The organism is Schinkia acidoalkalinis (assembly GCF_054301215.1).
This window is the reverse complement of the sequence record NZ_CP182573.1, coordinates 4,072,901-4,087,178: the sequence shown is the minus strand read 5'-3', so window position 1 is coordinate 4,087,178 and position 14,278 is coordinate 4,072,901. Positions and strand designations below refer to the sequence as shown.

12 protein-coding genes, 3 pseudogenes and 1 riboswitch are annotated in these 14,278 nt (G+C 33.9%); of the genes and pseudogenes, 4 read left to right on the top strand and 11 right to left on the bottom strand.

Translation table 11 applies throughout. From position 1 onward, the window contains the following. Window positions 1–36: 36 nt before the first annotated feature. Window positions 37–1,209, bottom strand: a complete 1,173-nt coding sequence (gene tnpB, locus ACNQFZ_RS20840; protein ID WP_458413193.1) for an IS200/IS605 family element RNA-guided endonuclease TnpB — start codon at window positions 1,207–1,209, stop codon at window positions 37–39. Window positions 1,210–1,833: 624 nt separating this feature from the next. On the opposite strand from tnpB, the gene ACNQFZ_RS20835 reads away from it, so the two are divergent. Beyond that, on the top strand, window positions 1,834–2,472 hold the full coding sequence (locus ACNQFZ_RS20835; protein WP_458413192.1) for a class I SAM-dependent methyltransferase: 639 nt from the start codon (window positions 1,834–1,836) through the stop codon (window positions 2,470–2,472). 499 nt (window positions 2,473–2,971) lie between these two features. Further along, a pseudogene (locus ACNQFZ_RS20830) lies at window positions 2,972–3,286 on the top strand (type II toxin-antitoxin system death-on-curing family toxin); the annotation flags it as partial. A 545-nt stretch (window positions 3,287–3,831) separates the two neighbouring features. Here the strand turns inward: ACNQFZ_RS20830 and ACNQFZ_RS20825 are convergent. From ACNQFZ_RS20825 to ACNQFZ_RS20800, 6 genes and pseudogenes are all read right to left on the bottom strand, one after another. Further along, window positions 3,832–4,380 carry a hypothetical protein gene (locus ACNQFZ_RS20825; RefSeq protein ID WP_458413191.1) on the bottom strand — a complete coding sequence of 183 codons (549 nt, stop codon included), beginning with the start codon at window positions 4,378–4,380 and terminating at the stop codon, window positions 3,832–3,834. 669 nt (window positions 4,381–5,049) lie between these two features. Further along, entirely contained in the window at window positions 5,050–5,838 is a 789-nt protein-coding gene (gene murI / locus ACNQFZ_RS20820) for a glutamate racemase (protein ID WP_458413190.1), read from the bottom strand. Next, window positions 5,819–5,995 carry a hypothetical protein gene (locus ACNQFZ_RS20815; protein ID WP_458413189.1) on the bottom strand — a complete coding sequence of 59 codons (177 nt, stop codon included), beginning with the start codon at window positions 5,993–5,995 and terminating at the stop codon, window positions 5,819–5,821. The genes murI and ACNQFZ_RS20815 overlap by 20 nt, the downstream gene beginning before the upstream one ends. 20 nt (window positions 5,996–6,015) lie before the next feature. Continuing rightward, window positions 6,016–6,126: pseudogene (locus ACNQFZ_RS20810) on the bottom strand (aminomethyltransferase beta-barrel domain-containing protein); the annotation flags it as partial. Between the two features lie 34 nt (window positions 6,127–6,160). Continuing rightward, window positions 6,161–6,229 (bottom strand): annotated as a pseudogene (locus tag ACNQFZ_RS20805) (hypothetical protein); the annotation flags it as partial. 119 nt (window positions 6,230–6,348) lie between these two features. Beyond that, window positions 6,349–7,047 carry a Crp/Fnr family transcriptional regulator gene (locus ACNQFZ_RS20800; RefSeq protein ID WP_458413188.1) on the bottom strand — a complete coding sequence of 233 codons (699 nt, stop codon included), beginning with the start codon at window positions 7,045–7,047 and terminating at the stop codon, window positions 6,349–6,351. 342 nt (window positions 7,048–7,389) lie between these two features. After that, window positions 7,390–7,567, top strand: a riboswitch (cobalamin riboswitch). A 210-nt stretch (window positions 7,568–7,777) separates the two neighbouring features. Between ACNQFZ_RS20800 and ACNQFZ_RS20795 the strand changes: the two genes are divergently transcribed. Both ACNQFZ_RS20795 and nrdG read left to right on the top strand, forming a co-directional pair. Continuing rightward, the gene (locus tag ACNQFZ_RS20795; protein ID WP_458415467.1) at window positions 7,778–9,643 is read left to right on the top strand and encodes an anaerobic ribonucleoside triphosphate reductase; all 1,866 of its coding nucleotides are present in this window, start codon (window positions 7,778–7,780) and stop codon (window positions 9,641–9,643) included. Continuing rightward, window positions 9,640–10,134 (top strand): anaerobic ribonucleoside-triphosphate reductase activating protein, encoded by a 495-nt coding sequence (gene nrdG, locus ACNQFZ_RS20790; RefSeq protein ID WP_458413187.1) that lies wholly within the window; start codon window positions 9,640–9,642, stop codon window positions 10,132–10,134. Before ACNQFZ_RS20795 ends, nrdG begins: the two co-directional genes overlap by 4 nt. Window positions 10,135–10,250: 116 nt before the next feature. On the opposite strand, the gene ACNQFZ_RS20785 is transcribed toward nrdG, so the two are convergent. From ACNQFZ_RS20785 to ACNQFZ_RS20770, 4 genes are all read right to left on the bottom strand, one after another. Next, a complete protein-coding gene (locus ACNQFZ_RS20785; RefSeq protein WP_458413186.1) occupies window positions 10,251–10,454 on the bottom strand; it encodes a DUF5652 family protein in 204 nt (67 codons plus the stop codon). A gap of 301 nt (window positions 10,455–10,755) precedes the next feature. Then, on the bottom strand, window positions 10,756–11,355 hold the full coding sequence (locus tag ACNQFZ_RS20780; RefSeq protein ID WP_458413185.1) for a hypothetical protein: 600 nt from the start codon (window positions 11,353–11,355) through the stop codon (window positions 10,756–10,758). 59 nt (window positions 11,356–11,414) lie between these two features. Then, complete coding sequence (locus tag ACNQFZ_RS20775; RefSeq protein ID WP_458413184.1) at window positions 11,415–12,878, bottom strand: aminotransferase class I/II-fold pyridoxal phosphate-dependent enzyme; 1,464 nt, start codon at window positions 12,876–12,878, stop codon at window positions 11,415–11,417. 61 nt (window positions 12,879–12,939) lie between these two features. Beyond that, window positions 12,940–14,253, bottom strand: coding sequence for an aminotransferase class I/II-fold pyridoxal phosphate-dependent enzyme (locus ACNQFZ_RS20770; RefSeq protein WP_458413183.1), 1,314 nt, complete (start codon window positions 14,251–14,253; stop codon window positions 12,940–12,942). Window positions 14,254–14,278 lie beyond the last annotated feature (25 nt).

The following is a 14,278-nucleotide window of genomic DNA, read 5'->3' as shown; positions in this document are numbered from 1 at the left end:
ATTCCTACGTACAGAAACCTATCGGTTTCTATTAGATTAGGCTATCTCCACAGTTCCTGCGGTTAATCGCAATGCTTCATTGCGAATATTGATACTTGCGTTAAGGTCTCGTTGGTGATGGCATTTGCACATTGGGCATGTCCATTCACGCAAAGCAAGGTTTTTAACGTCTTTATGTTGGTGTCCACAATTTGAGCATAGTTGACTGGAAGCAAAAGTTTTCGCAACGATTACTACTTGCTTTCCATACCATTTGGCTTTGTATTCTATCATCGTTCTAAATTGTGACCACGATACTTCACTAATTGCTTTGGCAAGATTTCTATTTTTAAGCATATTGCTTACCGACAAATTCTCAATCCCAATGATGTCGTGGTTTTTGACAATATGAGTTGAGATTTTATCTAGCATATCCTTCCTTGCATTTGTGATTTTTTCATGGATCTTTGCGACTTTTACACGTTGTTTATGCCAATTAGAAGAATTTATTTGTCGTCTAGAAAGAATACGCTGTGCTTTTACTAATTTTTCTTCCAATGTGCGGAAAAACTTTGGATTTTCGTATACTGTACCATCGGAAAGTGTAGCAAAATCTTTAAGTCCTACATCAATTCCCACTGCCGAGCCTGTTTTTTCTAATGGCTGTACTTCCGTTTCTACAAGAATAGATACAAAGTATTTGCCAGTCGCATTTCGCCTAATCGTAGCATTCATAATACTACCGTTGACTTCTTTGCTTTTTGCAAAACGTACAAGGCCAAGTTTAGGAAGTTTAATATGCTGATCTAAAACAGCAATATTGCCATTCACATATTTTGTTGTGTACGATTGAACAGGATTTTTTTTAGATTTAAAACGAGGGTCATTATTTTGTTTTTTATAATATCTTATGTAAGCATCGTGGACAATTTCAACAGACTTTTGAAGAGCAATACTATCGACTTCTATTAAAAAGGGATATGATTCCTTTAGCTCAGGAAGGGCTTTTATCGATTTGTTTTTATTGAAACATTCACCCTTCCAATTATTTTGGGGAAGTTGACCATTCTGAACCATTTCATTCACGATATGCCAATACGCATCTTGCTGTTTTTGTTTTCCTACAAAGTAATTATAGACGAAACGACTACAACCAATAGTTTTAGCAATTAAAATTTCTTGTTTTTTGGTAGGATAGATTCTAAATTTGTATGCTTTTTTCACCTTCATTTTTAATTCACCCCGCCTTCAACTCTTTTTAACTAGGAAACTTTTTGATTACTACTCGTTAATTCAAACATATGTTCTGTTTAATTAGGTGTATAATAACATATGTCCTAGATTTAATCGAGGATATTTGTTCCAAAATAGATTATTTTTCTAACTACAGAATTAAGTATGTCGTACAATTGACGTGTCCCAAGACACGCCTTGTCCGAAGCCGATTCATCTCATGATTAAAATCACGAGTGTTCTCGGCTATATTATAAAAATATGAATATTATTTTTTATTGAAAATTAATCCAATAGTAAATTTGACAACATAGTAAATAAAAAACACCCATGGAACAGGGGAAATTATATTAAAGGTTTTTAACTGATGAAGCTCCACTATCATTTACCCCCTTCTTTAATAAATGGTATGATAAAAATAATAACTAGAAAAACATGTAATTGCCCACAATGGCAAAATTATGATGTCAAGCGTATAAAAAAGGAGTTCCCGTTTATAGAAACAAAAAATATATCATTAATGTCCTGTTCACCGGGCTTTGGTTGAGCTTCTAAAAATAGATCATCTGATCTTACACAAGTGTTGCGAAAAATTAACTTTTTTTAGGTGGTGATGCTGTTATGGCACTATTTGACAAATCCGCTGATACTTATGATGAATGGTGTCAAACCACTCTTGGTCATTTCGTTGATCAGTTAGAAAAGGATCTTCTCATAAATCTAGCCCAACCTAAAGCAAGCGAAGTAGCTCTTGATCTAGGTTGTGGGACAGGCATTTATTCATTGGAGCTTGCTAAATACGGATTAGATGTAATAGGAATTGATATTTCTTCTAAAATGATTAAACAAGCGCGAAACAAAGCTAGCGACGCAAAACATAAGATTACTTTTTTAGAGGGCGATTTTCATCATCTCCCTTTTGAAGATGAACACTTTGACTTAGTTTTTACAAATATAACAATAGAATTTGCGACTAAACCAAAACTAGTTATATGCGAAGCGATGCGAGTACTAAAAAAAGGTGGGCGTTTTGTAGCAGGATTTATTGGTAAAAATAGTCCTTGGGGAAAAATGTACCAGCAAAAAGGAAGAAACGATGAAAAAAGCGTTTTTAGAAACGCAAGTTTTTTTACAACTGAGGAAATTAAATCTTTATATTCATATGAACCGAATTCTTTTCAGTATGGACTATACTTATCAACTGAAGATTTTATGACGTATGATGAAGCTTTGAAATTAGAAATTAGAAATGGAACGTAGAAACTCGTCCCCTGTTGCAGAAGCAGGTTTCATTGCAGCCAAATGGATGAAGGTTTGAAAGGAAATTTCATCGTGATAACAAAAGGGGAAGAAGTGTTAAATATCTACTTCAAACAGCGCTCATGTAAAATAAAGGTTTAAACGGGTGCCCTAAGCATTGGATACCCATTGTTTTTTTAAGTTTCATATTTTTTATATCCATACTTTTAAGGAACCTTTGAAACTAACCTTCTTCGTTACTTTTAAAAAGAAAAAACAGCATTCCTTATTGAAGAAATGCCCCATTAGCTAAGAAGGGTTTCTACCATTATGAGAAAGTGATACTTCCTGAAGGTGTTGATGCTGAATTCATGAATATTTTAAATGATGTCATTAATGAACATGACAAAGCATTCAAAGGGTTAGTGAACAGATAATGGACGAGATTATTTATCTAACCACAAACCAAGTCATTACTATAAATACTGTACAAATTCGTTTATAATCACCAGATGAACCATTAGGGGTAAAAGATCCAAACTTACTTGATTCCGCTATTAACCGTCCAAAACAATCCGCGTTTGGAAAAGATGCTTATCCCACCATCTTTGAGAAAGCAGCTGCCCTTTTTGAATCCATAGCTAAAAACCATTCCTTTCATAATTCGAATAAACGTACAGCCCTTGCTTCATTAATTGTTTTCTTGAAAATAAACCATTATCAATGGACAATGGGGATTGATGAAGAACAAGACTTTACAGTTGATGTTGTAAATCATAAATATACATTTGAAGAAATTGTTTTGACAATAGAAAATTATACTGAAAAAATATAATCCATTCTCGCATTAGCTTGAAAATGGAGTTTTATTTCTTCCTTAAAGCGACAACTTTGTTCTGCTATCGCCCAGTTAAATAAAAAATTATGAAATATTATTTTTTATTACGAATTAATCCAATATTAAATTTAACAATATAGTATATAAAAAGCACCCATGGAATAAGAGAAATGATATTATAAATTTCAAATATTGTTGAATCATATCCGTATTTCCTAATGACAAAATCATCTGTAAATATAAATAAAGAGGCTAAAAATAAACATATTACCCCTTTTATCCATGTTTTATTGACTGGTCCGAACACCGTTAAAACTCCTTTATGATTCAACTAAATTAGAAGATTGTTAAAAAAATAAAAGCAAGTCAAGCAAAATTAAACAATAAGCCTAAACTCAATACCCATCCTAAAAGACAATCTAAACTTAAAAAGCCTAAAAATGTAACTACAATAAACAACTATCCTTCTAAACTAAGATAATTCTTTTACTATTTTTAATTCTTCTTTAAATTGAGGAAATCCGATAAGTATTACTCACCTCTTAGTTGAGCAAACTACGGTTATTTATTATACTTAATGACCTTTTAGCTTCAGAACTTATAATCGGTTTACTATCGTTTTGTTTGATATCCAAAAGTGTTTTGGTCACTTTGTTGTCGTTAAAACTTTCAAAAGCTCTAACTAACTTCCATCGAATAATATCATCATTGTAATTCTTTTTTAAACATAGTATAAGTTCATCAACAATTTGAGTATTATAATGTATTTTGTTGTAAAAACAAATGAAACCTATTGCATCAATAACTTCTCTAATTGCAAGAGTGTTATTTGACTTAAGAACACCCATTAAAACGGATAGAATATCTTCTTTCATATGAGCTAAAGTTCGGGCGATAATATCTCTCGGTAAAGGATAACTTTTCTTATAGAAACCATTTGTAGGTAATACTCTATGTTGATTATTTCCTATCTGTCCCAAATATTCGACCATAATCTTTGCAGACTGAATGCCACCTTTTGAAAGTGCTTCACATATTTCAATTTTTGTATAAAGTTTTTTTCTTGTGTTAGGGTTTGAAGTAATATACAAATCAAGTCATCGTTCAAACCAAATATCTCTGATAATAATTTTACAGCAACAGTTCTTTTGTATGCTTCTTTGGATTTAAGCAAATCCAATAGTTCAACTTGTGTATGATTGTTATAATGTTTTATATCATCACTTGTAATCATTCCACGACTTTTTAACTGAAAATCCGAACTTTTCATTTATCCCTCCGCTTCTAACCGTATAAACGAAATATATTGAAGCTGTAGCATACAGTAATACAATTGGTTATCCTTCTAAACAAAATGCTTCGTTAGTAAAAAAATGACTGCCCTTATTTCGAAATCGCACCCGTTTCGTTTAGGTATTTTTCTTCACAAACTTAGAAGGAGTTATCATTCAGTTTCCTTTCCTTTTTACTGTGGGGCTATCCAATCCCATCACCCTAATTAAGAAAAATACAAGCCAGGATTTACCTATATAATTCAATATAAATGTGAGTTCTTCCTTCTTGAATTATTCCGTCCGTTACTTTAAGTGTACTACTTCACAAACTCTAGGTTGATTTTAACAAATCAAAGATTTATTTGGAATAAAAGTAAATTATTATGAATAATTATTCTTAAACCTTATCGGATCCGTTTAGTTCAAAAAAAATGCGTTAATCCACATGGGATCAACGCAACCGAACGCATATTTTATTTATGGCTCCTATGCTAAAGATCCTTTCCCATCTAACATTCTCAACATATTTTTGTAATTAGATAATGTTTCTTTATCTTCAACTTTATAACCAGAATTATAAAATAAAATATCTCCTGTTCCATCGTTAATTTGATTACTTTCTTCAAGAATTCGTTTTAAGTTTTTTGCAGTTCCTATACTTCCAGAAATAACATCCACTTCTTCAGAAAATATTTTTCTAATACTATTTTCAAAATAGGGGAAATGAGTGCATCCAAGAACAATCGTTCCGTACTGCTTTAAATCAAACGAGGATAGTTTTTCTTTTAAGTATGGGACAACTTTTTCTTCTTTAAATTCAAAATCCTCAGCGAATTGGACCAGACCAGGAAGAGGTAGACTTTCAACTATATCGTAATGGTCAACACTTTTCACTAGGTTATGGAACTTTTCCTCTCTGAGAGTTAAATTGGTCGCCAACACTAATACCTTTTTTCGTTTTCCCTCGCAACTTTGAACAGCTGGTTTTACTGCTGGTTCAATACCCAAAATAGGAAAACTGTACCTTTTTCGAAGGTCATTCACAGCGATACTTGTTGCAGTATTACAAGCAATGACTAATGCTTTTATTCCTTGATCAGCCATAAATTCAACTGCATTAAAAATATATTCTCTTACCTCTTCTTTTGGTTTTTCACCATATGGAACGTGCATAGTATCCGCATAATAAATGTAATCATCATTCGGTAAATACTTCAATGCTTGATGAAGTACAGTCATTCCACCGATTCCAGAATCAAAAAAACCTATTCTCACTACTTTCACTCTTCTCCAAAATTATTGTTAATTCCTCTAGCATTGTGCTGATTTCAGGTCTATTCATTCCCTCGTTTCTTCCCCCTTCAATCAGCTGCGGGATGGATTGAAGCACCATAAATTGATTTCTTTCATTAGAATTAAGGTAATCTCTCATTCTCTTCCCACCTTAAAACTTTACCCAACATATGTTAATTGTTTGCCGTTGCGATACACTTGGTTAATAATTCCTCCACCGAGACATTCTTCTCCTTGATAGAAAACAACAGCTTGACCAGGTGTTATTGCACTTTGGTTTTTCTATATCACCTATGGTAAATCACACCTTACTTAATTGTACCTCTGTTAATTGATTAAGAAAATAAGTCTGATCCTTATTTTCGTCTTTCCCTCATAACATATGAACTATGCATTGATGATTTGATTGGAAGAAACTTCTGTCTATAAGCAAAAAAGGTATAATACCTCATTATACTCGAGGAATTATACCTTTTTTGCTTTTTTTTGCAATTAAGCTCCAACTGTTTCATTAGTCATGCTGCAGAAATCACACCAGTTATTAATAGTAATCGTCTTTCCTTCGATTGAAATTATACCTTGTTCTTTTAATTGTGAAATGATTCTACTTACACTTTCACGGGTAGAACCGATTATATTCGCTAATTCCTGAATAGTTAATGGAAGGTCTATTTTAATACCGCATGTTAGTTTACTTCCAAATTCATGGGCAAGCCTTTCAAGTGTTTTGATTGTTTTTCTGTATATATCTAGTAATGCAATATCCTGAAGAATGTCTGTGAAGGAACGTAATTGTTTACCCATATAGCGGATCATTTCTATTGAAATGTCGGGATACATAAACATGATATTTTCTAAATCAGAATTCAAGAAATATAGAACTTCTGTATTTGATATTGCTTGAGCCGTTCCAGGATAGCAAGCGTCTGGCTTGCCAAATAATGAAACCTCACAAAAAATATTTCCTTCCCGCTTGATACATACAATTAATTCTTTCCCTTGGGAACTGCTTTTTTTTATTTTGACGACTCCACTTTTCACAAAAAAAATTGCTTCAGCTTTGTCTGATTCATGAAATATAAAATCCCCTTTTTTATATTTTGCTGTTTTAACTCTAGAAGCTAGAAAATGAATGGTCTCATCTGGTAAACCTTGTAAAAAGGAAATGCTCTTTAAAAAATTCACATACATACTTCCCTTTCCCCCTAAGTAAGCAACAGTGTAGATTTTAATCATTGTTTTTATTATATAGTAAGTTGTGATTAATATCATGATGAATTTATAATTTTTTCCCAAATTCCCAGTATTTTATAATCATTTCAAAAATGGAAGTTTTATTTTAAGAAAGTTTTTGATATTAAAAGTATTTAAATACAAAGTAAAAAATAAAATTGATTAGACAATTTACATACCGGGTTCAATTCATTTTCTAATAATTTAATTTTGGTAAAAGGGGTTGCCAAGGTAAGTAATGTATATTATATTTAATAATACAATATTTAGTATTTTTATTCGAAATAGATACTAGATATAGATAATGTCGATGATAATGGTGTCTGAAAAGACTTAATAGGGAATCTGGTGAAAGCCCAGAACTGTACCCGCAACTGTAAATGCTGACGAAATAATAATATCCACTGTCTTAGGATGGGAAGGTATTAGAGTAGGAAGAAGCATAAGTCAGGAGACCTGCCATTTTTGTAGAGTATTATCTTCTTCGGGAGTTGGGAAGGTATAACGAGGCTATTCTGACTATTTGCAGTGAATTCGTACTGTTATATAGATGATTCCGCGTTATTTCTCCCATCTACTTAGATGGGTTTTTTTGTTTTCAAAATTTCTTTTTACAAAAAATCAGAAGGCGTAGTAAGCACTAAAAGCAAATTTCTATTAAGCTGCTATGGACAATAATGGAGGTACTATTATGCAATCAAACCAAGTTTCTTTTAATCTATTAGAGGAATTCAATGAAATTGCAGGAAGTAAGAATCAAGATTTAATACAAGAAAACGCTAATGTCGATGGCAAAAGCCCTATGGGGATAATGGGACTTTTTGCCTCTACTAGTGCAAGGTTTTACGCAATTGAACATTTATTATCTGAAGAGGTAAAACAAGCTTATATGGATGGTTATATACACATTCATGACTTGGATTATTATGTAACAGGCACAACAACATGCGTTCAAATCCCATTAGGAAAGGTGTTAAAAGATGGCTTTGATACTGGCCATGGACATATGCGTGAACCAAACAGCATCGTTTCTGCTATGGCCTTAGCCTCTATTATCTTTCAATCTAATCAAAATCAACAACACGGTGGTCAAGCCATGAGTAACTTTGATTTTGATTTAGCACCTTATGTATATAAGACGTACGAGAAGAATCTACAATTATTAGAGGACGTTCAAGCTGGTTGTGATATTGAAGAAAAAGCATGGGAGCTAACAGATAGAGAGGTTTACCAAGCTTGTGAAGCTTTTATACATAATAGTAATTCCATGCACAGCCGCGGTGGTGGGCAAGTCCCTTTTATTAGTATTAACTATGGGTTAGATACTTCAAAGGAAGGGAGAATACTTGTTAAGAATATGCTTCTTGCTACTCAAAAAGGGTTAGGAAATGGAGAAACACCAATTTTTCCGATTCAAATCTTTAAAGTAAAAGATGGCATCAATTTAAAACAAAGTGATATCAACTATGATCTGTTCAGGTTGTCGCTTGAAACAACAGCAAAACGTCTTTTCCCGAATTATGTGTTTGTAGATGCACCATTTAATCTACAATACTATAAAGAAGACGATCCTGAAACACATATTGCAACAATGGGTTGTAGAACAAGAGTCTTGGCCAATGTTAATGGCAAATCTACACCAGTGGGTAGAGGCAACCTTTCTTTTACTTCCATTAATTTACCTTTGATTGCGTTGGAAAGTGATGACATAGAAGCATTTTTCAAGAAGCTTGACTATTATGTAGACCTAACAAGCCAACAACTATATGAAAGGTTCTTATATCAATCAGGCAAGACACCTGCAAATTTTAAATTCTTATATGGTCAAGGTGTATGGCGGGATTCTGAAGTACTTTATAAATGCACCTCTTTAAAAGTAGTTCTTCGTCAAGGTACATTATCCGTTGGTTATGTTGGTTTAGCTGAAGCCTTAGTTGCCCTGATTGGAAAACATCATGGAGAGAGTGATGAAGCCCAGGAGTTGGGCTTGAAGATTGTTTCCTCCATGAAGGAAAAGATGGATCTTTTAACAGAGAAGACGAAATTAAACTATACATTGCTAGGAACACCTGCCGAATCCTATGCAGGTAAAGCCTTAAAAATTGCTCGCAAAAAGCATGGCGTCATTAAAGGAGTAACAGATAAGGAATGGTTTACAAACAGCAACCACGTCCCTGTCGAATTTAAGATTAATGCAATCAATAAGATTAAAAAGGAAGCACCCTATCATGCATTAACAAATGCTGGACATATTACATATGTTGAATTAGCTGAAGATGCTTCAAAGAATATTGATGCTCTAGAAACCTATGTTGTGGCTATGAAGGAGAATGGGATAGGTTATGGCAGTTTCAACGTTCCGGTTGACCGCTGCCTTCAATGCGGATACAATGGCGTTATTTACAATGAGTGTCCAAAGTGCAACAATCACGAGGAACATAAAATTGAACGCATAAGAAGAATAACTGGATACTTAGTAGGAAGCATGGACAAATGGAACAGCTCAAAACGAAATGAAGAAAAAAACCGTGTAAAACATGGGTGTAAGAAATGAGAATTATGAAAATTGATACCGATTCAACCGATAACGGGAACGGCATCCGTACTGTTTTCTATGTCTCAGGTTGTACACATGATTGTAAGGGATGCCATAACTCTTCATCTTGGAATGCAAACAATGGGATAGAGTATAGTTTAAATGAATTGATAGAAATAATCGAAGAAAATCCCATTTCCGATGTAACAATTAGTGGTGGAGATAGTCTAACTATTCAATATGAAGATACATTGCGGCTAGTTAAGGAAATCAAAGCTAAAACCCACAAAAATATATGGTTATACACTGGTTATGTATTTGAGGAATTGCCCGAGCATAAAAAAGAGATATTACGGTATCTCGATGTGATCATAGACGGACGTTTTGAATTATCAAAAAAGGACTTACGTATCATGTTCAGAGGTTCGTCTAATCAGAGGATCGTCGATGTACAGAGAAGCATTAAGGATGGTAATACAATTCTTTGGAGAAATGGCCAATATAACTAGAGTTATATTAATAACAATCACCGGATAAATTTTACTACGAGTAAAAATTTATCCGGCTTTAAATATTTTTGAAATAAAATAAGGAGAACTTCTGTTAAGTTCCAACACCATAGCAATTATTCTTTTCTTTTTTTGAAGAAAACAAGATAGAGTATTTCAAGAACCCCAATTGTATTTACTATTAAAAGTACAATATACCACGCTAGTTGTTTATTACGGGCAGCATTCCAAAGTGCTATACCTTTCCAGATAATGGACCAAGTTAGTAGTAAATAAAGGATTGGATTGTTTGGATTTAAAATCCGAGTAAAATTATTCATTTTTTAACCCTCCTTATGGGACTAAAAAGAAATAATTTAAATGCTTTTTTCCCTTTTCATACAACCACCTCTTTACTAAATTTTATCATATTTAATATTTATAGGGATTGTTATTATGTGTATTCTAATTGAAATAACCTGCGCCTTTAATGGTCTCAGTCTCTTAAGTGCAAATTGAAAAGGGAAACTTATAAAGTTTTTTCAAGTCGATAACCAACTCCCCATACCGTTTTTGTTAAAAGCAAGAATCATGAGTAAACCTTCTCGCCATCTAAATCTAGAATATTATGTTTTCCCTTTCTCAACTTTTGGTTTTCATACCGGACTTCTTTATCCATACTCGTTCACCAAATGTCCCCATAAAGACAGAGATTACACTCAGCATTAGAAAGTAAAATCCTATTCTAAATGAACTATAGGTTGTAAAATTGGCAAGGGTATTTTCACCAATTACTGGTGGGACAAATGGATCAACATAAATAGGCGCATGGGGATCAAGATTTGTTCCAAACGTATTGAGCCAATGATACATATCATAGATACCTAATGCTCCACCGATTATTAATAAAAAACATATAAAATAAGCCAATTTCTTATAACCAAGAACTATATTCAAGACGATTAATGCAACTATACCCCAAATAATATAAGAAATATATTGCAGCTCTGGGAATCCTTCTTCACTAATTTCCTTCATCCCAATGTAATGATTCAAATTATTTATGATATCAAGTTCACCACTAAGTTTAGATGGATGTACAACGATTGACAGCCCTTCAGGGTACTGTGGAGCTTTTAATTCTAAACCCCACCATGGTAAAAAAATCGAAATTCCAAGAAAAATTGCTCCAACTAGTAATATAATTCGACTGATGACTGGTAGTTTATTAGATTTTTTCACTATCAAACACTCCCGTTTACTTTTCGTCTTTTTGTGCAAATTTGGGCTTTAAAATGACTTCATTTCTCTTTTATCACACGTATTGTCTTAAATTTGTCATCCTCAGCACCTTGAACAGGAAGGCCAGCTTCTATATTTTTTCTTGTATAGTTCAAGTTATCTTCCGTAATAATTTCACCTGGTATGAAGATTGGAATCCCCGGTGGGTAAACCATAACAAATTCCGCAATAATCCTTCCTGCAGACCTCTCAAAGGGAATCACCTCTGTCTCTGAGTAGAAGGCCTCCCTTGGTGTCATGGCGAGAGTTGGAATATTTGGCAATACTACTGAACCATCATGATTTTTTGAAATCTGGTACTTATATTCCTGTGAAAGTTCCGTTAAAGCTTGTACTAACGTTAATAAGTCTTCGTTTGTATCCCCACTTGTAACAATACAAAGAATATTATGAAGGTCCGATAATTCAACTTCGATATTAAATTTATTACGAAGCCACTTTTCAGCTGTATATCCTGTAATTCCGAGTTCCTTAACAGAAATAAGGAGCTTTGTAGGGTCTAATGCATAGGCAGCACTTGTTCCTAAAATTTCACGCCCCACGCAATAGAGATGGTCAATGGCATTTATTTTTGTACGAGTTTCTTCTGCCTTTCGAATTGTTTCTTCTAAAAATTCTTTTCCTTTCGTGGCTAACGATTTTCTAGCAGCATCCAAAGAGGCTAATAATATATAGGAAGTAGAAGTCGTTGTCAGCATGCTTAGTACAGATTGCACCCGCTTATAGGAGACAAGATTTCCTCTTATATTTAAAATCGAGCTTTGCGTAAGGGATCCACCTAATTTGTGCACACTTGTAGCAGCCATATCTGCCCCTGCAGCCATGGCAGATAGCGGTAGTTCTTTATGAAAATGAATATGAGCCCCATGCGCTTCATCTACAAGAACAGGGATGCTCCTAGTGTGCACAATATCAACTATTTTTTTTAGATCCCCTGAAATGCCATAGTAGGTTGGATTAATAACAAGAACCGCTTTAATATCTGGGTGTAAATCTAATGCATTGATGATTGCATCGGATGTAATACCATGTGATATGCCTAATATTTGGTCAACTACAGGATGAACAAAGATAGGAATCGCTCCTGAAAAAACAATGGCACTCATGATTGATTTATGAACATTTCTCGGTACTAAAATTTTGTCTCCAGGTCCACATGTAGACATGATCATGGCCATTATGGCACCACTTGTACCTTGCACAGAGAAAAACGTATAATCTGCCCCGAATGCTTTTGCAGCTAATTCTTGCGCTTGTTTAATGATTCCTCTTGGAAGATGTAAATCATCCAAGGGCCCTATATTTATTAAATCAATAGAAAGAGCATTATGACCAATAAACTCTCTAAATTCAGTTTCCATACCATTTCCTTTTTTATGGCCAGGAATGTGAAATTGTACCGGCTCATTTTGTGAATGCTCCTTCAAAGCTGTAAATAATGGTGTTTCAAATTGGGAAACCAATGTTCCACTTCCCCTTTCTGGTCTGCAAATATCTTTCTAGCTGTATTTGAATCCATTTGTATTATTCGGAAAAACAATCCTTTTTTTGTGAGAAATCCTTTGCACCTTTATAGATACGCTCAAAAAGCTCTGCCAAATCATCTTCATCGACACACGAGAAAGCTATTCTAAGGTCCGTTGAATTGATGGCAATCGTCCCGACACCATATTCCGCTAACAAATGTTGTCTTAGGTCTTCAGCATTCACTTTTTTTAATTTAAGACACATAAAATAACCAGAGTTAAATGGATAATAAGACCATAATTCTTGATATCGATCAATATTTAGGAGTTGCTTTACCTTCAGTGCCCTCGTTTTCATAATTTCGAACTTTATCTTTTTTTCTTTTTCATAATCGATTGATTGAAGAGATTGTAAGATTACTGTTTGGGACAAATGCGAGCAACTAGAGATAGTCCCTCTAATGAGGCCCTTTGTTTTTTGCTCTAACGCCTTTAATATGATTGGATTCTCAGCTGCAAAAGTAATAAAACCTACTCTTAGTCCCCAAACAAAATTTTCTTTTGTTGCGCCATCAATCTTGATTGGCAAAATTCTTGGATGTAAACCTGCTAATCTTCCAAATAAAGATTCTTTTACTGAGTTCTCATAAAATAAACCAAAATAGGCATCATCAATAACAACAACTAGATTGATGTGCTCTTCAGCAACCTCGTACAAAACAGAAATGATCTTTTCCGCTTCCTCTTCACTGGGCGTATATCCCGTTGGATTATTAGGGAAATTTAACAATACAATCGCTTTACCAACAGATTTTTGTTTAAATAAACATTCACGAAGGGCACCTGCATTAAAATGATCCTCTTCATCAAAAGTTTTATAGGTAACTAGATTTCCACCTCTCCGAACATGAAAAATAGTGGAATAATTTCCCCAATACTTATCTGGTACAACGATGATATCATTAGAATTTACAAACAGATCAGCTGCAATGCTGAGTCCATGTGTCAAAGCATTTGTGACAATAGGGAGACTAAAGCTCTTATCTTGTAATGATGGGTTTTCTCTTACTAGCTTCTCTCTCCACGCTACACGTAATTCCGGCTTCCCATCTGGCGGTGCATAAGGATATACATCTTCTGGTGCAAACCCATCTAATTTATTCTGGATATGTTGAAAATGCATGGGAATATTTTTTTCAGTTGCAATACCTATTGTTGCGTTAAATTGCGTTGCTTTCCTTTTTGCCTCCGCACTCTGGCTAAGTATTCCTTTCGGATAATATATTCTTCTTCCCAAATCAGACAACATACTGTAAAGAAAAGGATTTAATTCTTTTATTGAGTCATTTAGCTTTATAGCAAGGTCATTCACGATTAATGCCTCCATACTTTTTTCA